This window comes from Ensifer sp. ENS06 (assembly GCF_014852205.1).
GTDB lineage: Bacteria > Pseudomonadota > Alphaproteobacteria > Rhizobiales > Rhizobiaceae > Ensifer > Ensifer adhaerens.
On record NZ_JACVBC010000002.1, the window covers coordinates 754,849 to 777,766 of the forward strand.

General features: G+C 63.4%; 20 protein-coding genes. 12 read left to right on the forward strand and 8 right to left on the reverse strand.

Going from position 1 to position 22,918, the window contains the following annotated elements; translation table 11 throughout:
• The first annotated feature begins 156 nt into the window (after nt 1-156).
• The 5 genes from IB279_RS12880 (at nt 157) to IB279_RS12900 (ending at nt 5,715) form a co-directional block, all read left to right on the forward strand.
• Entirely contained in the window at nt 157-1,407 is a 1,251-nt protein-coding gene (locus tag IB279_RS12880) for a DUF3419 family protein (RefSeq protein ID WP_112771113.1), read from the forward strand.
• 36 nt (nt 1,408-1,443) lie between these two features.
• Nucleotides 1,444-2,079: a class I SAM-dependent methyltransferase gene (locus tag IB279_RS12885; RefSeq protein WP_112771114.1), complete on the forward strand. Its 636-nt coding sequence runs from the start codon at nt 1,444-1,446 to the stop codon at nt 2,077-2,079.
• 239 nt (nt 2,080-2,318) lie between these two features.
• Nucleotides 2,319-3,110 (forward strand): GH25 family lysozyme, encoded by a 792-nt coding sequence (locus IB279_RS12890; protein ID WP_034792376.1) that lies wholly within the window; start codon nt 2,319-2,321, stop codon nt 3,108-3,110.
• Nucleotides 3,111-3,251: 141 nt separating this feature from the next.
• Nucleotides 3,252-4,481 (forward strand): lytic murein transglycosylase, encoded by a 1,230-nt coding sequence (locus IB279_RS12895; protein ID WP_112771203.1) that lies wholly within the window; start codon nt 3,252-3,254, stop codon nt 4,479-4,481.
• A 295-nt stretch (nt 4,482-4,776) separates the two neighbouring features.
• Nucleotides 4,777-5,715: a DMT family transporter gene (locus IB279_RS12900; protein ID WP_113080888.1), complete on the forward strand. Its 939-nt coding sequence runs from the start codon at nt 4,777-4,779 to the stop codon at nt 5,713-5,715.
• A 743-nt stretch (nt 5,716-6,458) separates the two neighbouring features.
• Here IB279_RS12900 and metF read toward each other — a convergent pair.
• The 4 genes from metF to IB279_RS12920 form a co-directional block, all read right to left on the reverse strand.
• The gene (metF, locus tag IB279_RS12905; protein ID WP_060605539.1) at nt 6,459-7,406 is read right to left on the reverse strand and encodes a methylenetetrahydrofolate reductase [NAD(P)H]; all 948 of its coding nucleotides are present in this window, start codon (nt 7,404-7,406) and stop codon (nt 6,459-6,461) included.
• A 2-nt stretch (nt 7,407-7,408) separates the two neighbouring features.
• Nucleotides 7,409-8,428, reverse strand: a complete 1,020-nt coding sequence (locus IB279_RS12910) for a metalloregulator ArsR/SmtB family transcription factor (protein WP_112771116.1) — start codon at nt 8,426-8,428, stop codon at nt 7,409-7,411.
• A 599-nt stretch (nt 8,429-9,027) separates the two neighbouring features.
• Nucleotides 9,028-10,677 carry an energy-dependent translational throttle protein EttA gene (gene ettA / locus IB279_RS12915; RefSeq protein WP_034792366.1) on the reverse strand — a complete coding sequence of 550 codons (1,650 nt, stop codon included), beginning with the start codon at nt 10,675-10,677 and terminating at the stop codon, nt 9,028-9,030.
• Between the two features lie 209 nt (nt 10,678-10,886).
• On the reverse strand, nt 10,887-11,669 hold the full coding sequence (locus tag IB279_RS12920; protein ID WP_112771117.1) for a ribonuclease: 783 nt from the start codon (nt 11,667-11,669) through the stop codon (nt 10,887-10,889).
• Nucleotides 11,670-11,855: 186 nt separating this feature from the next.
• Here IB279_RS12920 and IB279_RS12925 point away from each other — a divergent pair, with 186 nt between their 5' ends.
• From IB279_RS12925 to IB279_RS12935, 3 genes are read left to right on the forward strand one after another with little or no spacing between them, the layout of a single operon-like run.
• Complete coding sequence (locus IB279_RS12925; RefSeq protein WP_192339235.1) at nt 11,856-12,791, forward strand: alpha/beta fold hydrolase; 936 nt, start codon at nt 11,856-11,858, stop codon at nt 12,789-12,791.
• 11 nt (nt 12,792-12,802) lie between these two features.
• Nucleotides 12,803-13,756, forward strand: coding sequence for a DMT family transporter (locus tag IB279_RS12930; RefSeq protein WP_034792361.1), 954 nt, complete (start codon nt 12,803-12,805; stop codon nt 13,754-13,756).
• Nucleotides 13,757-13,803: 47 nt separating this feature from the next.
• Nucleotides 13,804-15,450 carry a thiamine pyrophosphate-binding protein gene (locus IB279_RS12935; RefSeq protein WP_112771119.1) on the forward strand — a complete coding sequence of 549 codons (1,647 nt, stop codon included), beginning with the start codon at nt 13,804-13,806 and terminating at the stop codon, nt 15,448-15,450.
• Nucleotides 15,451-15,727: 277 nt separating this feature from the next.
• Here IB279_RS12935 and IB279_RS12940 read toward each other — a convergent pair whose 3' ends face one another.
• The 3 genes from IB279_RS12940 to IB279_RS12950 all read right to left on the reverse strand — a co-directional run bounded on the left by IB279_RS12940 (nt 15,728) and on the right by IB279_RS12950 (nt 17,418).
• Complete coding sequence (locus IB279_RS12940; protein WP_060515907.1) at nt 15,728-16,078, reverse strand: cupin domain-containing protein; 351 nt, start codon at nt 16,076-16,078, stop codon at nt 15,728-15,730.
• Between the two features lie 63 nt (nt 16,079-16,141).
• The gene (locus tag IB279_RS12945) at nt 16,142-16,480 is read right to left on the reverse strand and encodes a TIGR01244 family sulfur transferase (protein WP_034792356.1); all 339 of its coding nucleotides are present in this window, start codon (nt 16,478-16,480) and stop codon (nt 16,142-16,144) included.
• Between the two features lie 92 nt (nt 16,481-16,572).
• Nucleotides 16,573-17,418 (reverse strand): DUF4432 family protein, encoded by an 846-nt coding sequence (locus tag IB279_RS12950; protein WP_192339236.1) that lies wholly within the window; start codon nt 17,416-17,418, stop codon nt 16,573-16,575.
• A gap of 164 nt (nt 17,419-17,582) precedes the next feature.
• Between IB279_RS12950 and IB279_RS12955 the strand changes: the two genes are divergently transcribed.
• The 4 genes from IB279_RS12955 to IB279_RS12970 all read left to right on the forward strand — a co-directional run bounded on the left by IB279_RS12955 (nt 17,583) and on the right by IB279_RS12970 (nt 22,028).
• Nucleotides 17,583-19,037: a L,D-transpeptidase gene (locus IB279_RS12955; protein ID WP_192339237.1), complete on the forward strand. Its 1,455-nt coding sequence runs from the start codon at nt 17,583-17,585 to the stop codon at nt 19,035-19,037.
• Between the two features lie 386 nt (nt 19,038-19,423).
• The gene (locus tag IB279_RS12960) at nt 19,424-20,713 is read left to right on the forward strand and encodes an FAD-binding oxidoreductase (RefSeq protein ID WP_060605553.1); all 1,290 of its coding nucleotides are present in this window, start codon (nt 19,424-19,426) and stop codon (nt 20,711-20,713) included.
• A gap of 262 nt (nt 20,714-20,975) precedes the next feature.
• Nucleotides 20,976-21,341 (forward strand): hypothetical protein, encoded by a 366-nt coding sequence (locus IB279_RS12965; RefSeq protein WP_060515904.1) that lies wholly within the window; start codon nt 20,976-20,978, stop codon nt 21,339-21,341.
• Between the two features lie 156 nt (nt 21,342-21,497).
• The gene (locus IB279_RS12970; RefSeq protein WP_112771122.1) at nt 21,498-22,028 is read left to right on the forward strand and encodes a dihydrofolate reductase family protein; all 531 of its coding nucleotides are present in this window, start codon (nt 21,498-21,500) and stop codon (nt 22,026-22,028) included.
• A gap of 199 nt (nt 22,029-22,227) precedes the next feature.
• On the opposite strand, the gene IB279_RS12975 is transcribed toward IB279_RS12970, so the two are convergent.
• Nucleotides 22,228-22,842: a GNAT family N-acetyltransferase gene (locus IB279_RS12975; RefSeq protein ID WP_246801901.1), complete on the reverse strand. Its 615-nt coding sequence runs from the start codon at nt 22,840-22,842 to the stop codon at nt 22,228-22,230.
• Between the last annotated feature and the right edge of the window lie 76 nt (nt 22,843-22,918).

The following is a 22,918-nucleotide window of genomic DNA, read 5'->3' on the forward strand; positions in this document are numbered from 1 at the left end:
GGCGGTGCTAGCACGTCAGGGTTTAATGAATTCTTATGGGTGAAAAATTGTAGATTGCGTTCCGGAGACCGCCCGGGCCCTGTGAGAAAGCCCGTCATCAAAGTGTAGCCGAGTCACTTTAGAAGCGCCTCAGTTTCAACTGGATGACCGTCTGAGATGAACGAAATCGCTTCCGACGTTGGCTTTGGCAGAAAAAATCCGAAGCTGAAAAACGCCCTGCTCCAGCACAAGACCCTCTCCCTCGCAGGCTTCTCGGAACGTCTGTTCGGCCTGCTATTTTCGGGCCTCGTCTATCCGCAGATCTGGGAAGATCCGATCGTCGACATGGAGGCGATGCAACTGACCCCGGAAAGCCGGATCGTCACCATCGGCTCCGGCGGCTGCAACATGCTGACCTATCTGTCGGCCGGCCCACGGAAAATAGACGTCGTCGACCTCAACCCGCACCATATCGCGCTCAACCGCCTGAAGCTCGCAGCCTTCCGCCATCTGCCGAGCCACAAGGATGTCACGCGCTTCCTGGCGATCCAGGGCACGACGACCAACGTCCAGGCTTTCGATCTTTTCCTCGCGCCGAAACTTGATACAGCGACGCGCAGCTACTGGACCGGCCGCGACATGACCGGTCGCCGGCGTATCGGCGTCTTTGGCCGCAATATCTACCGCACCGGTCTGCTCGGCCGCTTCATTGCAGCCAGCCACTTGCTTGCCCGCCTGCACGGCGTCAATCCGGAGGACTTCGTCCAGGCGCGCTCCATGCGCGAACAGCGGCAGTTCTTCGACGAGCGCCTGGCACCGCTCTTCGATCGTCCCGTCATCCGCTGGATCACCGGGCGCAAGAGCTCCCTTTTCGGCCTCGGCATTCCGCCGCAGCAGTTCGACGAGCTCGCAAGCCTGAGTGCCGAAAAGTCGCTCGCCGCCGTTCTGCGCCATCGCCTGGAGAAGCTCACCTGTCACTTCCCGCTGCGCGAAAACTACTTCGCCTGGCAGGCCTTCGGCCGCCGCTACCCGCTGTCGCATGAAGGCGACCTGCCGCCCTATCTTGACGCCAGCGCCTATGAGGCGATCCGCAACAATGCCGAGCGCGTCGAGGTACATCACGCAAGCTTCACCGAGCTTCTCGCCGGCAAATCCGCCGGCTCGGTCGACCGCTATATCCTGCTCGACGCGCAGGACTGGATGACCGACCAGCAGCTGAACGACCTCTGGACCGAGATCACCCGCACGGCGGATGAGGGCGCAGTCGTGATCTTCCGCACTGCGGCGGAAGACAGCATCCTGCCCGGCCGTGTGTCCTCGGCCCTGCTCGACCAGTGGCACTACGATGCCGAAACCTCGCTACGGCTCGGCGCCGAAGACCGCTCCGCCATCTATGGCGGCTTCCACATCTACCGCAGGAAGGGCTGAGACGTGCAACAGGCCGGGATCTCCCACGCGCGGCGCATGGACCATATGTACCGCTATCAGCGGCACTTCTACGATCTCACGCGGAAGTACTACCTCTTCGGCCGCGACACGCTGATCCGCGACATGACCCCGGCCCCCGGCGCCTCGGTGCTTGAGGTCGGCTGCGGCACCGGCCGCAATCTGGCGCTGATCGGCCGCTGTTTCCCGTCGGCCCGCCTGTTCGGGCTCGACATATCCCAGGAAATGTTGACCTCGGCCGGCGCGAAGCTCAACCGTGGCGGCAACAGGCGCGCCACGCTGCATGTCGCCGACGCAACGGACTTCGACCCGGCGATCTTCGGCGAAAGGGGTTTCGATCACATCGTCATCTCCTACTCGCTGTCGATGATCCCCGACTGGCAGAAGGCGATCGACGCGGCGATCGCAGCGCTTAATCCGGGCGGCTCGCTGCACATTGCCGATTTCGGCCAGCAGGAACGCCTGCCGACGAGCTTCCGCCGGGCGCTGCACGGCTGGCTCAACCGCTTCCACGTGACGCCGCGCGAGCGGCTGTTCGACGTGTTACGCGAGAAAGCCCGCGAAAATGGCGCCGATCTCGAGCGGCGCACGATCGGCCGCGGCTATGCCTGGCTCGCCGTCTATCACCGCCCTTCCGTGGCGATCGCCGCCTGAGCGGCAGGCGATTTACACAAAGGTTTTGCATCCCGCCTGAGGGCAGCCATTCCGGCAAGCGCCGAAACCGCCTGGTTTTCGGCGCTTTTGCGCTTTTCTGCCGTCCGCAATTCCCGCTTGAGCTAACTCAATTTTTACGATGATATGGTGAAAATGGGGTTCACGCCTCACTGGGGAAATCACCGACAGGAAGCCATCGTGTGAGGCAGGATCATCGATCGTCTCTAGACAGGAAAATCATGCGCCGGCTTCTCCTGGCTCTCTTGCCGCTTGCCACCCTTCTTTCCGGCTGCTCGTCGACCGACTATGACCTGATGCAGACGGCATCGATCCCGCCGCGCTTCCACGATACGGACCCGCAGAACTTCGGCGACCGGACCCCGCAGCACCACAATATCCACGGCATCGACGTTTCGAAATGGAATGGCGATATCGACTGGATGAAGGTGAAGAACTCGGGCGTCTCCTTCGCCTTCATCAAGGCGACGGAAGGCAAGGACCGGGTCGATACCCGCTTTCCCGAATACTGGCAGAAGGCACGGGCCGCCGGCATCCCTTATGCGCCCTATCACTTCTACTATTTCTGCTCGACCGCCGACGACCAGGCCGATTGGTTCATCGCCAACGTGCCGAAGAGCGCGGTCTATCTGCCGCCGGTTCTCGACGTCGAGTGGAACGGCGAATCGAAGACCTGCCGCCATCGCCCGACGCCGGACGAAGTGCGCGTCGAGATGAAGCGCTTCATGGACCGGCTCGAAGCCCATTATGGCAAGCGCCCGATCATCTACACCTCGGTCGACTTCCACCGCGACAATCTCGTCGACCAGTTCAAGGAACATCACTTCTGGGTGCGCTCGGTCGCCAAGCATCCGGGTGAGGTCTATGTCGAGCGCCGCTGGGCGTTCTGGCAATATACCAGCACCGGGGTCATCCCCGGCATCGACGGCGCCACCGATATCAATGTCTTCGCCGGCTCGGCGAAAAACTGGAAGAACTGGGTCGCCGCGGTCTCGCAGCCGAAGCAGAACTGACATTCCTGCCGGCAGGTGCGGCAGGAAGACCCATTTTCTTCTTTCGGTCATAATGCTCTGAGAGAGCAACGGCAGATTTCGCAGCGATTTGATTGCCCGTGGTGGTGCAAGGCGCCCCACGGCAAAGAAAGGAATTTCATGATGACCCGCACAGCCCGGCGCGCGCTTGCCTCCGTCGCTCTTCTGGCGCTGACCGCCTCGGCCGCCGCCGCCCAGACCGCAGCCTCGACAGGCGCGAAGACGGCATCCCCGGCCGTTGCCTGCGGTGGCGATCTCGCAACCTTCCTTCAGGGCGTGAAGGCCGAAGCGGTCGCCAAGGGCGTTCCGGCCGATGTCGCTGACCGGGCGCTCGCCGGTGCCGCCATCAATGAAAAGGTGCTCAGCCGCGACCGCACCCAGGGCGTCTTCAAGCAGACCTTCACCGAATTCTCCAAACGCACCGTCAGCAAGTCGCGCCTCGATATCGGCCAGCAGAAGATGAAGGACTATGCTGACGTCTTTGCTCGCGCAGAGAAAGAATTCGGCGTGCCGGCCCCGGTCATCACCGCCTTCTGGGCGATGGAGACCGACTTCGGCGCCGTCCAGGGCGACTTCAACACCCGCGACGCGCTGGTGACGCTGTCCCACGACTGCCGCCGTCCAGAGATGTTCCGCCCGCAGCTGATCGCGGCGATCGAGATGGTCCAGCATGGCGACCTCGACCCGGCGACGACGACAGGCGCCTGGGCCGGCGAGATCGGCCAGGTGCAGATGCTGCCGGAAGACATCATCGCCTATGGCGTAGATGGCGACGGCGACGGCCACGTGAACCTGAAGAAGAGCTCGCCCGACGCGATCCTGACCGCCGCCAAGTTCATCCAGAGCCTCGGCTACAAGGCTGGCCAGCCGGTAATCCAGGAAGTCAGCGTTCCCGAGCAACTCCCCTGGGAAAAAACCGGCCTGCAGCCGGGCATGAAGGCCAGCGACTGGTTCGCGCTCGGCGTCAAGCCGCGCAACGGCGACACCGCCTTCGGCAACCTTGAAGCCTCGCTGGTGCTGCCACAGGGCCGCAAGGGCGTGGCCTTCCTCACCTACCCCAACTTCAACGTTTATCTCGAGTGGAACCAGTCGTTCATCTACACGACGTCTGCCGCCTATTTCGCGACCCGTCTCGGCGGCGCGCCGACCTATGAAGGCGGCAATCCGGAACCGGGCCTCGACGACACCGGCATGAAGGCACTGCAGAGCAAGCTGCAGACGCTCGGCCACGATGTCGGCAAGATCGACGGCATCCTCGGCTCCGGCACCCGCGCGGCACTCCAGAAGGAGCAGCTCCGCCTCGGCCGTCCGGCCGACGGCTGGGCGACGCTCGAACTCCTGAACGCGCTTTAAGCCCGAACCGCCGTTTCAAAACCATGACCCCCGGAGATCGGATCGATCTCCGGGGTTTTTTCATGCCACAACGGCCGACCGGATCCCGGTTGATGAGAGCCCACCGGCTCGCCCCCACGCATGCGGCCCTCATCATCGCCGCAAGAACCGGGTGGTTCCGCCGGGCGTGCCGGGTTATGTATCCTGTGTCGGAGCACAACCGATCCGGGAGCGGTAACCAGGCGCTTGCGCCATGGCGTCCACCCGGCGGAGGGAGACTGACGCCACCACGCAATCAGCACGGATAGGCATCACCATGAATGCGCGAAGCACCGTCGATGGCAATCAGATGAGCGCCGGGACCTGGGCGCTGCTTGCCCTGCTCGGCCTGATCTGGGGCGGATCGTTCTTCTTCGCCCGCGTTGCCGTCGCCCATGTGCCGCCCTTCACGCTGGTGTTCCTGCGTTTGGGCCTGGCAGCCCTGGCGCTGCATATCTATATCCGCGGCCGCTTCGGCATGTACGAGGCGCTTGCCGGCCGCTGGCGCGAATTCGCGCTGATGGGGCTGATCAACAACGCCATTCCGCACGCCTTCATCTTCCTTGGACAAACCCACATCGGCGCCGGACTGGCGGCGATCCTCAACGCCACGACGCCGGTCTGGACGGTGATCATCGCCAACATGGCGACCGAGGACGAGAAGCTGAGTCCCGCCAAGATCGCCGGCTGCCTGCTCGGGCTCGCCGGCACCGTCGTCCTGATCGGGCCGAGCGCCGTTGCCGGTCTCTTCGGCACCACAAGCAGCGTGCCGCTCTGGGCGCTGCTGCTGCCGGTGCTTGCCGCCATCAGCTATGGTTTTGCGGCGACCTACGGCAAACGCTTCCGCGATCTCGCCCCTCCCGTGACGGCCGCAGGCCAGCTGACCGCCTCGACGCTGATCGCGCTGCCGGTGGCCGCCTTTACCGACACGCCCTGGCTGCTGCCGATGCCGCCCGTCGAGGTGATCCTGTCAATCCTCGGCCTGGCGCTGGTTTCGACGGCCTATGCCTACATCCTTTTTTTCCGCATCATGCGCGCGGCCGGCGCCACCAATGCCTCACTGGTCACCCTGCTGGTGCCGCCAAGCGCGATCCTGCTCGGCTACCTCTTTCTCGGCGAGACGCTGCAGGCGGCCGATTTCGCCGGCATGGTGCTGATCGCCCTCGGCCTCGCCGTGCTCGACGGTCGAATCCTGCGTTTCCGGCGGGTCGCCTGACATCTGATCGTGGTCGGTTACAGAAAAAGCCCACACACCTTGAGTGCTTCGCACCGCGTGAAAAAGACATGGTTTGCGGGGGAATCGACGGCCGATTTTCGTCCCGCTCCGGGCCACTCACGCACGGTAACAAACGTTTATATTAACCTTGCTGAAGCGATTGTGAAAAAAATGTGGCAGCCTGGAAAATTAAATAAAATCAGAACTATAGGCCTGTGAATAAGGCAGCGCCGGCTCACGCATTTCGCACTGCAGCACAAGTTTCCCTTTAACGTGTCGTGATTTCGCCCTATGTTTTAACGCGTTAACGCAGGGAGGGTCTTCCATGGGCCTTACACATTCGCTGAATGTCATCATGATCAGTGCAGCGTTCGTATTCGTGGCCACGATGCTCTTCATCTGAGGAGCGGCCGCTGAGAGTCCAAACCGAATAGGGACTTAAATTTCCGGGAAACCATTTTGCAGCACCAAGCCAGTTAGACCGCCAAGAGAGCATAAGGTCTAGACGCTGCGACAAACGAGAAAGCGCCTGAAGATCGATCTTCGGGCGCTTTCCTTTTTGGTGGATGCTGTAGCGATCGGGACGCTTGCTGCGACCGCAGCCGAAGAGACCCCAAAAGGCATGGAGCCATACCAAAGCGCGGCGGCGACCTCTGTCTGCCAGGACACGCGGCGCGTTCGCAGCCATTCGGAAGTTCAACATGGCGAAGCGCACCTTGCCCGTCGCAAGGTGCGAGCGAAGGTCAGGCGGCCGCGCCGGCCGCCACCATCCGCGGTGCATCGATCGCGCCCACCGCTTCCACAGAGACCCGCTCGAAACCGACGAGATCCAGTACGGCTGTCACCAGCGGCGTGCGGTTCATCGAATAGATATGGAAATCGCGTACGCCGCGCCGGGCGAGATCGACGATCTGCTCGGCGGCGATGTGGGTCGCCTCCTTGAAGCGCTCGACCGGCTGGTCCTCGAGATGCACGAGCCGCGTGACGATCGCCTCCGGCACGGTGGCGCCACAGAGGCCAGCGAATTTCTGCACCTGCGCCAGATTGTTGATCGGCAGGATGCCCGGCACGATCGGGATGTTGACGCCAGCGCGCCGCACTCGTTCGAGGTAGCGCTCGAAATCATTGTTGTCGAAGAAGAATTGGGTCAGGGCCCGGGTTGCGCCCGCATCGACCTTGCGCTTCAGCATGTCGATGTCAGCGGCGACATCAGGGCTTTCCGGGTGCTTCTCCGGATAGGAGGAGACGGAAATCTCGATGTCGTCCCCGCGCGCACGGATCGCCCGCACGAGGTCGGTGCTGCTGGCGTAACCCTCGGGATGCGGCTGGTACGTGCTGCCGATGCCGCCCTGGGGATCGCCGCGCAGCGCCACGAAGTGGCGGACGCCGAAGCTGAGATACTCGTCGATCACGGCATCGACCTCCGCCTTCGGCGCGCCGACGCAGGTCAGGTGCGCAGCGGTATTGGCAAAGCCGCTTTCCGCGATCAAGCGCCTGACCGTCGTCAGCGAACGCGCCTTGGTCGAGCCGCCGGCGCCGTAGGTGACGGTGATGAAGGCCGGACCGAAGGCCGAAAGGTCGTCTGCCGTCTGGAAGAGCTGCGCTTCCATCTCGTCGGTCTTGGGCGGGAAATATTCGAAGGAGAGCCGGAGATTGCCGCGTTCGGCCGGGTAAAGCGTCTGTGCCGTCATTATTATACTCCCCCCGCCTGGACACGCGGCCGCGGCGTTTCATTCTCGTTCACGGCCCGCCGATCACGCGCGAGCCAGATCGTCACCGTCAATTTTCCATCATTCGCCCCCTCAGGCGAAAGATCCGTGGTCTTCTCGAGCACAAGGCCAGCCTTCGCCAGCCAATCGGCCATCGCCTGGTGCGAGAAGCCGAGGCGCGCATGGGCGTGCTCGTCGCGCAGATGCTCAAGCCCGTGCGGCGCAAAGTCGATGATGACCAGCCGTCCACCCGGCATCAGCATGCGCGCGGCTTCCGCGATCGCGGCTTCCGGCTCTTCGAGGAAATGCAGCACCTGGTGAATGGTGACGAGGTCGAAGGTCTGGCCGTCGAGCGGCAGGTTGAAGATGTCCCCATGGCGGATCGACGCCTTGGTGATGCCGGCGCGATCGAGATTGGAGCGCGCCACCGCAAGCATGTCGCGGCTGGCGTCGACACCGATACCGCGCCGATAGAGGCCCTCGAACAGCTGCAGGATGCGGCCTGTGCCGGTGCCGAGATCGAGCAAGCTTTCGACCGGCTCGTCGCCCACCATTTCGCGCAGCTTCGCCTCGACGTCACGCTCGCTGACATGCAGGCGGCGAAGCTCGTCCCAGCCGGCGGCGTTGCGGCTGAAATAGGCCTGCGCCTTCTCCGAGCGCGCCTTCTTCAAGGTGGTAAGCCGGGCTGCATCACGCGCCAACACCGCGTCGTCGACGGAGGCGGAAGCCAGCATCGCCCGCACGAGCCCGACCCGGGCACCGTCCTGACGGAGGCGGAAATAGGCCCAGGCGCCCTCCTGGTAGCGGTCGATCAGCTCGACCTCCGCCAGCAGCTTCAGATGCCTGGAAATGCGTGGCTGCGATTGACCGAGAATTTCGGTAAGATCGGTGACGGTCAGATCCCCGGCGGCGAGAAGCGCGACGAGACGCATGCGGGTCGGCTCGCCCGCCGCCTTCAGCACGTCCACCAACGCATCCAGACCCAGTTCTCTCAGCAGAGCCATAGCGATCCCCATCAACACATAAAGATATGTTTATGTGATTTGCGGTGGTGACGCAAGCGGATTTGCGCGGAGAGGCCAAACAATGGCGCCGGCGGAACAGATGCTTGTGTATGGACGCCATGCGCCACAAACGACACCTCGGGCGGCACGTCTGAAGGCCTGCACAGGCCGTCTAATAGGCCGGCTTCACGACCCGAATGAGGGCCCACACAACCGTGACAAACCCGGCGCCCTTCCCGGTGTTGGGACGCCACCCTATCCGCGTCTCTGCCGCCCCAGGTACGCGTCATCCGCCAGCCCATCTCGCCGCAGCGATAGACAAACCTGCAAACGCCCGTTCGCGCCCGCCATCGGGACGGCAACCGCAGAGCTGATCGCTACGCCGACCCCTGGAGCGTCCCGCACGTTCATCCCCCGCGCGGTCGCGGCAACAAACAGACCCTGGCGCGCAACCGAGCGACAGCTGGTCTTCGCCTCAGGTCAGGAGACAAAGGAAAACGGGCGAAGCCTGCGCCTCGCCCGTTCCTAGAACAAATGTTGCAGCGCCCGCTTCAACGGACGCAGCAAGGTCCAGCGCCACGATATGGCGGCGGCTGAAATCAGCGCGTCAGGCGCTTGTAGGTGACGCGCTTCGGGTTGACCGAGTCCGGGCCGAGGCGGCGGATCTTGTCCTTCTCGTAGTCTTCGAAGTTGCCTTCGAACCACTCGACCTGGCTGTCGCCTTCAAAAGCGAGGATGTGCGTTGCCAGGCGGTCGAGGAACATGCGGTCGTGGCTGATGATAACGGCGCAACCGGCGAAGTTTTCGAGCGCGATTTCGAGCGCTGCCAGCGTCTCGGTGTCGAGGTCGTTGGTCGGTTCGTCGAGCAGCAGCACGTTGCCGCCGTTCTTCAGCATCTTGGCGAGGTGAACGCGGTTGCGCTGACCGCCCGAGAGGTTGCCGACCTTCTGCTGCTGGTCGCCGCCCTTGAAGTTGAAGGTCGAGCAATAGGCGCGCGAGTTCATCTCGTGCTTGCCGAGCTTGATGACTTCAGCACCGCCGGAGATTTCTTCCCAGACGGTCTTGTTGCCGTCGAGCGCGTCGCGGCTCTGGTCGACATAGCCGAGGTGCACGGTATCACCGATGCGGATTGAGCCGCTGTCGGGCTGTTCCTGGCCGGTGATCATGCGGAAGAGCGTCGTCTTACCGGCGCCGTTAGGGCCGATGATGCCGACGATGCCGCCCGGCGGCAGCTTCAGCGACAGGCCGTCGATCAACAGGCGATCGCCATAGCCCTTGGTGACGCCTTCCATCTCGATGACCACCTGGCCGAGACGTTCGCCGACCGGGATGATGATCTGCGCGTCGCCGGGACGCTGGTTTTCCGCCGCGTTGACCAGTTCGTCATAGGAGCGGATACGCGCCTTGGACTTGGCCTGACGAGCCTTGGGGCTGGATGCGATCCATTCCTGTTCGCGAGCGATCGCCTTCTGGCGGGACGCCTCTTCGCGACCTTCCTGCTGCATGCGCTTGGCCTTCGCAACCAGGTAGGCCGAGTAGTTGCCCTCGTAGGGAATGCTGCGGCCGCGGTCGAGCTCGAGGATCCAGCCGGTGACGTTGTCGAGGAAGTAACGGTCGTGGGTGATCATCAGCACGGCGCCCGGATACTCGCGCAGGTGCTTTTCGAGCCAGGCGATCGTCTCGGCGTCGAGGTGGTTGGTCGGTTCGTCGAGGAGCAGCAGGTCCGGCTGCGAGAGCAGCAGCTTGCAGAGCGCGACACGACGCTTTTCACCGCCCGACAGGTTGGTGACTTCCGCGTCGCCCGGCGGGCAGCGCAGCGCTTCCATGGCCATTTCGACCTGACTTTCCAGATCCCAGAGGTTCTGGCTGTCGATGATATCCTGGAGCTTGGCGCCCTCTTCCGCCGTCTCGTCGGAATAGTTCATCATCAATTCGTTGTAGCGGTCGACGATCGCCTTCTTCTTGGCGACGCCTTCCATGGCGTTTTCAAGCACCGTCTTCGTCGGATCGAGCTGCGGCTCCTGCGGCAGGTATCCGACGGTCGCACCTTCGGCCACCCAGGCCTCGCCGGTGAATTCCTTGTCGAGGCCGGCCATGATGCGCAGAACCGTCGACTTACCGGCGCCGTTCGGGCCGAGGATACCGATCTTGGCATCCGGGTAGAACGACAGATGAACGTTCTCAAGAACCTTCTTCGCGCCGTAGGACTTATTAAGTCCGGCCATATGATAGATGAACTGACGTGCCATGAGGGAATGCTCCGCAGGGATAAGGAAATTTGCCCGCTATGTAGGCGAATTATAGGAAGGGGGCAATGATCAAAGGCATCCGCCCCCGCCCTATCCCAAAACGAACATCGCCATCGGCACCCCCGGCAGGCTCTCCCGGAAGGCGCCTAAAGCCGGCGCGGTGAAGGCCGCACCATAAGGCGCTGCCATGGCCGACCGGGCGAAACGCCCTACCCGCGACCGGCAGTATCGGCGATACCCTTGGCGCATTTGAACTCGGTCGTGCCTGCGGCCTGGATCAGCGGCCCGAGGCTCGGCGCCTTCATGACATCGCCCGTGAGCCCGATCGTCAGCCCGGTGATGATGCTGCGGCCCTGCACGGTCTGGCAGCGCATGCGCACCCGGTCGCCGGCCCCAGCGCCAAAACTCTGGTCGAAGGCCTGCTTGATCGCCGCCTCATCGAGTTCCGCGCCCACACGTTGGCGGAAAAGTGACCCGACCGCCGAGCGGTTGAGCTCTTCCAGCATGCGTAGCTGCACCGAGAAATAGTCGTCGACCGAGCCGCTCTGGCAGGTGCCGCTTCGCAGCCACTGGTGCCGGTCGAGACCGGATTGCACGCCGGGCATGGCGATAAGCAGCCGCGCCGCGGTGTCGTCGGCCATGGCAAGCTTCGGCAGCTCCAGCCAGCTGCCCTTGCGGTCGGTTGCCCGCGCTTCTGCCGCGACCCCGCAATAGCTCTTGCGCAGCGGCCACAGGCCATGCAGCGAGAGGTTGGTGGCATCGAAGCGTTCCGCCGTCTGGCTCTCGCATTCCTTGCGTTGCGGCCGCGTCTCGCAGAAACCGGGCTGCCAACTGACCGCCAGCACATAGTCGGTGCGGCTGGTTGAACTTGCCGGCGGAGCACCCTTGGATGCGTCTTCACCGGCTGCAAAGGCGCCGGGCGCAAGCAACAGCGTCAGCGCTGCCAGGATGCCCGCCACAGAACCTGATATCGCTTTACAAAAACGGACCATGATATCCTCCCGCAAAAACAAAACGGGAACAAATATCGCCCAAAACGGGAAAATTGCAACCCCTAATGTAATGCACCGTCAAATCGCTTGTGACCTCATGCGCAACGATCAACAAGCGGCGATTGCCTTTGCCACGCAAATCGATTTGAAATCTCAAAGGTCTGTCGATTGCTTCCGGGAGTAGAGATGTTCGGGCAGGTGAAGACGCATCAGAGCCCGACCGGTGCCAGCTTGAGCTGGCGGCATTTTCCGGCAACCACAGAAGCCCGCGGCATCCTTCTCGTCAGCCATGGCCTTGCCGAGCATTCCGGCCGATATGCCCGCTTTGCCGAGGCGATGGCCGGTCACGGCTTCCATGTCTATGCCCACGATCATCGCGGCCACGGCGCGACGCGGGCGCCTGACGCCCAGCTTGGGATGTTCGCGAGCCGCGACGGCCTCGACAAGATATTCGCGGACATCCGGGCAGTGCGGGAGATTGCGACCACCGCCCATCCGGACTTGCCGGTCATCCTCTTCGGCCATTCCATGGGTGGACTGATCGCGCTCAATGCCGCCGAAACCGATCCCGGCCTCTACGATGCGCTTGCCGTCTGGAACTCCAACTTCCGGCCGGGCCTTGCCGGCCGTGGCGGACTGGTGATCCTGAAGATCGAAAAGGCGCTCAAAGGGTCTGACGTGCCGAGCCCGCTTCTGACCAAGCTCACCTTCGGCATGTGGGGCGGCGCCATCAAGGATCGCAAGACCGATCTCGACTGGCTGTCGCGCGACGATGCCGAGGTCGCCAAATACGCCGCCGACCCGCTCTGCGGCTTCGATGCGACGGTCTCGCTCTGGCTCGATCTTTTCCGCCTGTCCTTCGATGGAGCCCGGCCCGACCGGCTGGCGCGGCTCCGGAAAAACCTGCCCATTCATCTCGTCGGCGGCAGCGCTGACCCGTCGACCGAGATGGGCAATGCCATCCGCTGGCTTGGCACGAAGATGAAAGCCGCCGGTCTCAGCGACGTTAGCGTCACCGTCTATGACGGCATGCGCCACGAAACACTGAACGAACTCGGCCGGGACCAGGCGACGGCCGACTTTGCCGCCTGGTGCCTGCGCGCCGTCGCAGGGCGGCGCTGACCGGAAATATCATGGCCGACATGTCGCTTCCCAAGATCGCCGCCGACCACAACCGCATCTCCTTCGGGCTGACGCTGATGGTGATCTCGGTGCTTCTGTCGCCGCTGATCGACATCTTCGCCAAGCTCGCGATCGCCACCGTTCCCTCGGCCGAAATCACCGCCGTGCGCTTTCTGCTGCAGGTCGTCTTCATCCTGCCGATCGTGCTCTTCCGCGGCAGCCTGTTTGATCTCACCTGGAAGAAGACCGGGCTGCACGCGTTGCGCGGCGGTCTGCTGGTCGTGACCATGCTCTCCTTCATTACCACGCTGAAGGTCATGGAAGTCGCCGACGCGATCGCGATCTTCTTCGTTGAGCCGATCATCCTCACGATCCTCGGCAGCATCTTCCTGAAGGAGACGATCGGCTGGCGGCGCTACACCGCCTGCGGTGTCGGCTTCTTCGGCGCGCTGCTCGTCATCCAGCCGAGCATGCAGGAGGTCGGCTGGATCGCCCTTCTGCCTGTTGTGGCCGCCTTTGGCCTTGCCGTTTTCCTGCTCGTAACCCGCATGGTCGCGCAAAATGAGGACCCCTGGTCGATGCAGTTTCACGCCGGCGTCTGGGGCGCTCTCTTCTGTCTCGTGCTGCTTTATTTCGGCGAAGGCACCGGTTCCGGCATCTTCGATCCGGTCTGGCCGGAAGGGTATACCTGGTATTACCTGCTCGGCGTCGGAGTCACCGCCACCATTTCAGGCGTGCTCGGCGTCTATGCCTATCGCGCCGCCCCGGCCTCGGTGCTGGCGCCGCTGCAATATCTCGAAATCGTTTCGGCCACGATCTTCGGCTGGCTCGTCTTCGGCGACCTGCCCGACGCGCTGAAGTGGCTCGGCATCGCCATCATCATCGGCTCCGGCCTCTACATCATCTGGCGCGAGCGCCGCGTGCACAAGGACACGAGCGTCGCTCCGGTGTCGCCAGCCATCTGACAACAAAGCCATCTGAAAACAAAAGAAAGACCATCGGGAGGAATATCATGAAAACTGGAGGTCAGCTCATCGTTGACGCGCTCGTCGCCAACGGGGTGAAGCGCATCGCCTGCGTGCCGGGGGAAAGCTATCTCGCCGTGCTCGACGCGCTTTACGACACCTACATCGACGTGCTCGTCTGCCGCCAGGAAGGCGGGGCCGCGATGATGGCGGATGCCTGGGGGCGGCTGACCGGCGAGCCCGGCATCTGCATGGTGACCCGCGGCCCTGGCGCGACCAACGCTTCCGCCGGCCTCCATGTCGCCAAGCAGGATTCGATCCCGATGATCCTCTTCATCGGCCAGGTGCAGAGCGAAGCGCGCGAGCGCGAGGCCTTCCAGGAGATCGAATACCGCCGCGCCTTCACCGAGGTCGCCAAATGGGTGGGCGAGATCGACGATCCCGCCCGCATTCCGGAATTCGTCACCCGCGCCTTCGCGGTCGCCACCTCCGGCCGCCCCGGCCCTGTCGTGCTGACGCTCCCCGAGGACATGCTGACGCGCAGCGCCGAGGCGCCCGCCGCCAAACCCTACCAGCCGGTCGAGGGTCATCCAGGTCCGGCGCAGATGAAGCGGCTCGGCGAAATGCTGAGCAACGCCAAGCGCCCGATCGCCGTCCTCGGCGGCACTCGCTGGACAGCGGAAAGCGTTGCTGAATTCCAGCGCTTCGCTGAACGCTGGAAGCTGCCGGTCGGCTGCTCCTTCCGTCGCCAGATGCTGTTTGATCACCTGCACCCGATGTACGCCGGCGACGTCGGCATCGGCATCAACCCCACTCTGGCAAAAGAGGTCAAGGAAGCGGATCTCATCCTGCTTATCGGCGGCCGCTTCTCGGAAATGCCCTCGTCCGGCTACACGCTGATGGACAGCCCCTACCCACACCAGACGCTGGTGCATGTGCATCCTGACAGTTCCGAGCTCGGCCGTGTTTACAGGCCGGAGCTGGCGATTGCCGCCAGCCCGCGCGACTTCGTCGCCGCGCTCGAAAGCCTTGCACCGCCGAGCGAACCGAGCTGGTCCGCACGCACCGAGACCATGCACGCCGCCTATCTCAAGTGGTCGACCCCGCCGGAAACCGGCCCGGGCGCGGTGCAGATGGGCCCGATCATGAACTGGATCGAGGCGAACGTGCCGGAGGATACGATCTTCACCAACGGCGCCGGCAACTACGCCACCTGGGTGCATCGCTTCCACCGCTTCCGCCGCTACGCCACCCAGGCAGCCCCGGCTTCGGGCTCAATGGGTTACGGCCTGCCGGCGGCGGTCGCCGCCAAGCAGCTGCATCCGGATCGCGAAGTCATCTGCTTTGCCGGGGATGGCTGCTTCCTGATGCACGGCCAGGAATTCGCAACCGCCGTGCGCTACCGCCTGCCGATCATCACCGTCGTCGTCAACAACGGTATCTACGGCACGATCCGCATGCACCAGGAGCGCGACTATCCCGGCCGCGTCAGCGCCACCGATCTCACCAACCCGGATTTCGCAGCCCTTGCCCGCGCCTATGGCGGCCACGGCGAGACGGTGGAGCGGACGGAAGAGTTTGCCGACGCCTTCCTCAGGGCGCGCGCCAGTGGCAAGCCGTCGATCATCGAGATCAAGCTCGATCCCGAAGCGATCACGCCGACGCGCACACTGAGCGAGATCAGGGCAGGCTGAGCAGGCTTTGTTCAAGAAAGGGTTCAATCACGGCGCAGACGCGCCGTGGCTGGATTCCTGTGACAAGCACAGGAATGAGGGCGCTGGAGCATTTGCGACGGGGGCCTTCTTCCCACGCGCCCGCGCTTCTGTGCCTGCCAGCGTGCGGGCGAAGCGACGCTTCCCAGGGCGTCGTGCGCCAATTGAACGCCGATCGGCCACCGAATCCAGCAGCGCCGCCTCGGCGGCGCGGGGAACGATCACGCCCGCTAACTGCCTGCGAGATACGTCCAGCCGCTTACTCCAGCCATTCCGTCGAAAACGCACCGGCCTCATGCAGATCGGTCGTCTCCAGGCGCCCCGGCCCGAGGTTCTCGAACTTGTGCGGCACATTGGCCGGCGCCACGACGATCTGACCGGCCTCGGCATCGATGATGCGGTCGCCGACGGTGAAGCGGGCGCGGCCGACGCGGACGATGAAGGTTTCCGGATAGGGATGGCGGTGCAATTTCGGCCCGTACCCGATCTCGTCGGTGGAAACGAAGATCACCGAAAGGCCTGCGCCATAGGCGCCGCCCTCGAATTCGCCCTTCCAGGCGTCGGGCTCATCCGCCCATTGCTCCCGCGAAATGAGATGCGCTTCGGCCATGCCGGTCCTCCACTGTCAGATGGAACGATGCGGCCGAGCGCGAGAGTTTGGATTTTGCGTGGCTCAGCCGCGGATATGCTGGGTCTGCTGGTAGACGGCCGTCGAGCGCGCGCCGGAACGGCAATAGCCGAGCATCGGCCGCTGGAACTCGTCGAGCGCGTCGACCATGCTCTTCACGGCATCGGCGGTCACGCCCATCGGGCCGACGGGAATGTGCTTGGTTTCGATGCCGAGTTCTTCGGCACGGGCGGCGATGGAATCAAAGGTCGGCTGGTCCGGCGCCTCGAAGTCCGGGCGGTGGCAGACGATGGACTTGAAGCCGAGCGCCTTGATCTGGTCGAGGTCCTCGACCGCGATCTGGCCGGTAACCGAGTATTCGTCGTTGATCTGGCGGATGTCCATGGTCGTCTTCCTTGAGGCAAATTTCCCGGCCTCTGATGTAGGCGCAGCCTTATCTCCCGTCAATTCAAAAGCCGCATCGTCAAGGCGCAGGATCAGACGACCGAAAAGGCGATGGCGTAGCTGCGCGCCTCGCCCGGCTGAAGCGGTGTCAGTTCCCCGGCCGCAGCCAACTCCGGCCGTTTGGCGATCCGGTGCGATACCGGCTCGATGCTGATCACGTTGGCCTCGCCGCGCTGGCAGCGCCACATCTGCAGGAAGGGCAAAGTATCGGCCCGGAACCGCACTTTCAGATTTCGGCCGCCGAGCCCCGCGAGGTCCGCAAGCGTGACCTCCGACCAGCCATCGGAACCGATGGCCGCCGGCAGGCAGAAATGTGCGCTCTCGCCGGTGCCGAAGCACCAGGCGCTCTCCCCGCCTGCAAGCGAAGCGCTGACGATGCGGGTCTCGTCCCCGAGCAACCGGCCGCCAATGTTGAGGTGATACATCATGACAGGCGGAAAGGCGGTGACGCCGGAATTGACGACGCGATCTTCGAGCACCACTTCGTGCCGCGCGGCATCGATCCGCCAGCGCCGCTCGACCCGCGCCCGCCCGCCATCGGCGAGCGCCACCTCGATCGTCGCCGTGCACTCGGCCCCGTCGCTCGCCATCTCCGCGTGGCTGACGGCTGTTCCGGCCAGTGACCCGTGCAGCGGATAGCATGCGCCTTCCGCGCCACCTTCGATCGCCTCGGGATGGCGGATATGGTCTGGACCGCAGGTAAAGAGAAAACCGGCCAGCGCCCGGTCGATCCTCGGGTCCCCATCCGACGGGATCGCAGCACCCGGCGACAGGTCGATACCGTCGACGACGAAGGCGGCGATATCGAGCGCCGAGAGCCGGTCGAACAGCACATGATTCTCTTGAAGATCCTGAGGTTCTTCGAGCGTCTTCAGCATGTTCTCTTCCTCAAATCGGCCGCAGAATCACTGCAATCACAAAGAGATGATAGCTGAGGAGAGACGCATTTCACCGGTTGAAGCCCGGGATTGCGCCGCCTAGATAGAATTTAACTGCTTGTTCATGATGAATTCATTTTTTTCACATTAACGTCGAAATCGAAATGTATCGCGCCACATTCACCACAATGAAAACAGGTTCTCTCGTGACGTCAGCGACCCGCACAGGCCTCTCGCTCCTCGCCGCAGTCGGCTTTCTTGCCGTGGATCTGACGGCCGCCTTCGCGCAGGACTATCGCGGCTACAATCGCTATGGCGACGATGTCATGCTGGTCACGCCCGACGGCGAAATCCTCGATTATGTACCCCGCTCCGACGAAGTGCAGACCATGCGCGACAGCCGCGGCCGCACGCTTCTGATCGACAACTGGGGCAATGTGGTCGCAACCGTGGTGCCCAATAATCGCGGCCGCCAACGCGACTACGGCGGCAACCGTCAGGGCGATTACGGCGGCTATCGCCGTCAGGGTGACGTGGATATCTATTCCAACCGACGCTACCGGGAAACCGAGCGCGGCTACGGCTATTCCGAGCCCGGCGACGTCACCGGCTCCGTTCCCGACTACCGCGACGTCGTTCCGCCGTCGACCGACGGCGACGAACTGCCAAACAGCCTACCCGGCCTGATCGACGGCACCCAGGAGGCTTCCGTCGATCCGAACGACGGCAACCCAATGCGCCAATCGATGCCGCCCGCGATCTCGGTCAAGTCGAAGTCGCGCGCCGAGATCACAGCACTTCAGGTCTTCCTCGACCGCGAAGGTTTTTCGCCAGGCGTGATCGACGGCAAGATGGGCTCGAACGTCACCAAGGCGATCGAAGCCTTTCAGCAGTCGACCGGCGAAACGCTCGATCCCAACAACACCGACGACATTCTCGAGCGGCTGCGGATGAACGGCGGCATGCCGATCACCAGCTACACGATCACGGCCGCCGACGCCGCCGGCCCCTATGTTGCGTCGATCCCCGAGGATTACGCGCACAAAGCGATGCTGCCGCACATGTCCTTCACCTCGACGACGGAAATGCTCGGCGAGAAGTTCCACATGGACGAGGCCTATCTGCGCGAGTTGAACCCGGGCGTCGATTTCACCATTCCAGGCACGATCATCAAGGTGATCAACCCCGGCGCCAACAAGACCGGCAAGGTCGCCCGCATCCTCGCCGACAAGGCGCGCAAGCAGGTGCTCGCTTATGACGACGCCGGCAAGCTGATTGCCGCCTATCCGGCAACGATCGGCTCGTCCGATACGCCGTCTCCGTCAGGCACGGTCAATGTCGAGCGCATCGCGCTCAATCCGGGCTACACATACAATCCGAAGATCAACTTCAAGCAGGGCAACAACGACAAGATTTTGACCCTGCAGCCGGGCCCGAACGGTCCCGTCGGCACGGTCTGGATCGCGCTCTCGAAGCCCACCTACGGCATTCACGGCACGCCGGAACCCTCGAAGATCGGCAAGACCCAGAGCCATGGCTGCGTGCGCCTGACCAACTGGGACGCGACCGAGCTTGCCAAGATGGTGAGCACGGGCGTCACGGTCGAGTTCGTCGACTGAGCGAAGCCGGCCGCCCGTTAACCGAACCGTTGTTTTTTTGGCATTTTTCTTGAGGCTTCCCCCAATTGGGTGAGTGACTTCGCGCCTGCAGCATAGATGATGGAGTTGCCTGGCCGACCATCCACGACGAGGCACTCTTTTTTAAATTTCTTTGCGCCGACCCGTCGGCTAAATCGTTTCAGACCTATCCATTTACGAAGACCGCAGCTGCCGACGACCCAGCTGCGGTTTTTTTTCGAGCGCCGGGTGCAAAAGCCCTCGCGCCGCTCTCCCCGTCCATCATGACTTCATGAAACATTGTCATGAGAGTTTTTCCGGCAATCGGCTATCACCGGATATCTCAACGACAATGGCCGACCTGCGGCCGCACTTGAAGGATGGCCTGAATGGCGACGGAGCGCACCCTGCCCAACCTCTGGCATGCGACGGCACCGGCCGCCCCTGAGACCAGGCCGCTCAGCCAGGACCTGACGACCGATGTGGCGATCATAGGCGGCGGCTTTACCGGCCTCTCGGCAGCGCTGCACCTGGCCGAAAAAGGCGTGAAGGCAACGGTCATCGAAGCCAAGATGATCGGCTTTGGCGGCTCCGGCCGCAATGTCGGCCTCGTCAATGCCGGCATGTGGGTGAAGCCCGACGACCTGATCTCGACGCTCGGCCCCGAGGCCGGCAACCGGCTGCTGACCGAACTCGGCGACGGCCCTTCGATGGTCTATGCGCTCGTGGAAAAACACGGGATGCCTTGCGAGGCGGTGCGCAACGGTACGCTGCACATGGCCGTCGGCAGCGAGGGCGTCACCGAGATCAAGGACCGCGAAGCGCAGTGGCAGAAGCGCGGCGCGCCGGTCGAGGCGCTTTCGGCCGAGCGGGCGCACGCGCTCACCGGCGCTGAAGGTTTTTCCGGCGCCCTGCTCGACCGCCGCGCCGGCACCATCCAGCCGCTCGCCTATGCCCGCGGGCTCGCCCGCGCTGCCCTTGCCGCCGGTGCCGAGATCTACACCGACACGCCGCTGACCGGTGCGGAGCGCCAGGGCGACAGCTGGGTATTGAAGGCCGGCAACAACACGGTCCGCGCGAAACAGGTGATCCTCGCCACCAATGCCTATGGCGGCCTCTTCGCCGAGAGCCCCTGGCAGGCCCATACGCAGGAACTGACGATCCTGCCCTATTTCCAGTTCGCCACCAATCCGCTGCCGGACGCCGTCGCCAAGCGCATCCTGCCGGAGCGCCAGGGCACCTGGGACACCGGCCTCGTCATGACCTCCTTCCGCATGGACCAGCAGAACCGGCTGATCTTCGGCTCGATCGGCCGGCTCGACGCGATCGCCGAAGGCACGCACCGCGCCTTTGCCGCCCGCTCGCTGCGCAAGCTCTTCCCCTTCATCGGCAATTTCCGGTTTGAGTACTGGTGGGACGGCCGCATCGGCATGACCACCAACAACCTGCCGGCCATGCACACGCTCGCCCCCAACGTCGTTTCCGTCAGCGGCTACAACGGCCGCGGCATCGCGCCGGGCACCGTCTTCGGCCGCGCACTCGCCAGCCACGTCACCGGCGAAACCTCGGCGATCCCGCTCGCCGAAACGCCCGTGACCCCGGACACCTGGCGCGGCGTGAAGTCCGCCTTCTACCACGCAGGCGCCCAGGCCAAGCACTTCATCGACCGTCGGTTCTGAGGTAGCGCACGGTGCGGACCGTTCATTTCGGTTCGCGACCATGCCATGCGGTTTCGCCACGGGGTGAAATGCGCGCCAGCCGGACTGCGCCGGCCCATGCTGACCTATCTTGAATGTTGAAACCCTGAGGTGTAGCGTCCGCCGCGGGTGCCCCTCCAAACCTGCTGCCGGGTTGAAGGGCCGCGGAACTTTACTCGACGACCATGTTCATCAACGTCGAAGCGTAATCGGCAGACTTCGACCAGGAGCATCGGATCGTCTCATGCTGCACCCGCAGGTCAGGTTCTCGCCGTCCAATATCGCCGCCCTGAAGAAGTCCCTCCGGGATCGTTACCCGCACATCAAGTCATCCCACCTGGACGAGGCAATCGCCGCGTCGTTCGGCTTCAAATCCCATGCGGCATTGCGCCCGGCGCTGCTTCAGGTCGGCAACCACGCCCGGCTGATCGTCATCACCGATCATATGTTGCTTCTGCTTCGGCTGGAGGAACTGGGATACCGAGATATCGACGCCGGAGACTTGCGCCACCTGATGTGGGACATAAAATTCCCCGACCACTGGTACGATCAGCACCTTGAAAAGGCCGTGACGAAACGCAGACGGCCGACAGCGGCCAATTCGCAATAGCGCAGCAGCGACCATCGGTGGCCCGTGCACGGTAGAGACCATCGATGGCAAAGCCCAAAAACCGCTTGCGATTTGAAATCAGTCGGCTTAGCGTTGACCGATTGCACGTCGCAAGCAGACCCGTGCGAACGGGCCATTCGAGACAAGGAACTGGCCATGGCTAAGCTCGTGTTCGGAATGAACCAGTCGCTGGACGGCTACGTCGACCACATGGAGTTTGCGCCAAGTCCCACGCTCTTCCGCCATTTCATCAAGGAGGCCGAACAGCAGACGGGCAGCCTGTACGGTCGCCGGATCTATGAGATCATGCGCTACTGGGACGACGAGCATCCGGAATGGGATGCGGACAGACAGGCCTTCGCAGCCGCGTGGCGGAAGCAGCCGAAATGGGTCGTCTCGCGCTCCTCGGCGTCCGTCGGCCCCAATGCCCGGCTCGTCGACGGTGATCTTGCGGGCGCCGTGCGCAAGCTGAAGGCCGAGCACGACGGCGAGATCGAAGTGGCGGGCCCCGTCCTCGCGCACAGCCTCACCGAACTGGGCTTGATCGACGAGTACCGGATCTACCAGCACCCGGTCGTCCTTGGTCACGGCAACCCCTATTTCGCCGGCCCCCGCCCGCGGCTCCGCCTGATCGCTCATGATCGCATCGGCGAGGACGTGGTGCGGCTGGTCTACGTTCCTGCTTAATCGCCGGACTTGCCGGTCCCGTCAGCGCGCGGCTGTGTGCGTTGCGCTGCCCGAAAGCTAGCAGTGTTGACTTCCCTGCCGCCCGATCGGCACGGCGAAATCCGCATTCGACCCGGTTCGCTTTTCAGATGCGACCTTGGCTTTCAAGCCAGGTGAGCGCGCCGCGAACTGCGGCGGCAAGTTGGCGCTGCCTTTGCCCTCACTCGGAACGTCTCCAGCGATATGACCAACCGTCGATCCTCTCCCCGGTGGCCTTCAGCAACAAGGCGTCAGGCAGGAACTGGCCACGCACCAGGCCAATCTTTTCGAGAACACGGCAGCTGGTCTCATGTGCAGCCGCGCATATGGTATGAACCTCGGATAGGGGTGACTGCTGCTTGACCCAATGCATAATCGCAAGACCGGCTTCCGTCGCCAGCCCCCGTCCCCAATAGGCCGGACCGATGCCATAGTGAATTTCCGCGCCGTCCCCATCCACAAACATGAGGAAGAGGCCTATCGGCCGCTGGTCGCTGCGGTCGATGATGCTCCAGATGAAGCGGTCACCATCCGACCAGTTGCTTTCTCCCCACGCATGGATGACCGCCTCGGTGCTGGATTGTGCGGGATGAGCGCCGCGCGGCAAAAATCGTGCTGCCATGTTGTTGCCGGTGTATTCCGTAAACACGGACGCTGCGTGTTCAGAGCGGGCTGCACGCAGGTGAAGGCGGCTTGTCGTTAGTTCAACGGGCGGCGTGATCAACTTCAGGTGTCCGGGCGGGGCAGAGCGCGCGGACATCTTAATTCCATCGGGACAAAGAGCGAAAGCCACCATCGATCGCTTCCGGCGTAGAAAGTCCCTGGCCGCGCGGTGAAGCTGCCCCAACATCACTGCGCCGCGATCAGCAAAG

Bases quoted from the DNA above. Each gene is read 5' to 3' on its own strand.
- IB279_RS12895 (WP_112771203.1), top strand. From the start codon at position 3,252: ATGACCCGCACAGCCCGGCGCGCGCTTGCCTCCGTCGCTCTTCTGGCG.
- IB279_RS12940 (WP_060515907.1), bottom strand. From the start codon at position 16,078: ATGGCCGAAGCGCATCTCATTTCGCGGGAGCAATGGGCGGATGAGCCC.
- IB279_RS12920 (WP_112771117.1), bottom strand. From the start codon at position 11,669: ATGGTCCGTTTTTGTAAAGCGATATCAGGTTCTGTGGCGGGCATCCTG.
- ettA (WP_034792366.1), bottom strand. From the start codon at position 10,677: ATGGCACGTCAGTTCATCTATCATATGGCCGGACTTAATAAGTCCTAC.
- IB279_RS12900 (WP_113080888.1), top strand. From the start codon at position 4,777: ATGAATGCGCGAAGCACCGTCGATGGCAATCAGATGAGCGCCGGGACC.
- IB279_RS12950 (WP_192339236.1), bottom strand. From the start codon at position 17,418: ATGCTGAAGACGCTCGAAGAACCTCAGGATCTTCAAGAGAATCATGTG.
- IB279_RS12960 (WP_060605553.1), top strand. From the start codon at position 19,424: ATGGCGACGGAGCGCACCCTGCCCAACCTCTGGCATGCGACGGCACCG.
- IB279_RS12965 (WP_060515904.1), top strand. From the start codon at position 20,976: ATGCTGCACCCGCAGGTCAGGTTCTCGCCGTCCAATATCGCCGCCCTG.
- IB279_RS12945 (WP_034792356.1), bottom strand. From the start codon at position 16,480: ATGGACATCCGCCAGATCAACGACGAATACTCGGTTACCGGCCAGATC.
- metF (WP_060605539.1), bottom strand. From the start codon at position 7,406: ATGACGGCACAGACGCTTTACCCGGCCGAACGCGGCAATCTCCGGCTC.
- IB279_RS12890 (WP_034792376.1), top strand. From the start codon at position 2,319: ATGCGCCGGCTTCTCCTGGCTCTCTTGCCGCTTGCCACCCTTCTTTCC.
- IB279_RS12885 (WP_112771114.1), top strand. From the start codon at position 1,444: ATGGACCATATGTACCGCTATCAGCGGCACTTCTACGATCTCACGCGG.
- IB279_RS12970 (WP_112771122.1), top strand. From the start codon at position 21,498: ATGGCTAAGCTCGTGTTCGGAATGAACCAGTCGCTGGACGGCTACGTC.
- IB279_RS12955 (WP_192339237.1), top strand. From the start codon at position 17,583: ATGTATCGCGCCACATTCACCACAATGAAAACAGGTTCTCTCGTGACG.
- IB279_RS12975 (WP_246801901.1), bottom strand. From the start codon at position 22,842: ATGGTGGCTTTCGCTCTTTGTCCCGATGGAATTAAGATGTCCGCGCGC.
- IB279_RS12880 (WP_112771113.1), top strand. From the start codon at position 157: ATGAACGAAATCGCTTCCGACGTTGGCTTTGGCAGAAAAAATCCGAAG.
- IB279_RS12935 (WP_112771119.1), top strand. From the start codon at position 13,804: ATGAAAACTGGAGGTCAGCTCATCGTTGACGCGCTCGTCGCCAACGGG.
- IB279_RS12925 (WP_192339235.1), top strand. From the start codon at position 11,856: ATGTTCGGGCAGGTGAAGACGCATCAGAGCCCGACCGGTGCCAGCTTG.
- IB279_RS12930 (WP_034792361.1), top strand. From the start codon at position 12,803: ATGGCCGACATGTCGCTTCCCAAGATCGCCGCCGACCACAACCGCATC.
- IB279_RS12910 (WP_112771116.1), bottom strand. From the start codon at position 8,428: ATGGCTCTGCTGAGAGAACTGGGTCTGGATGCGTTGGTGGACGTGCTG.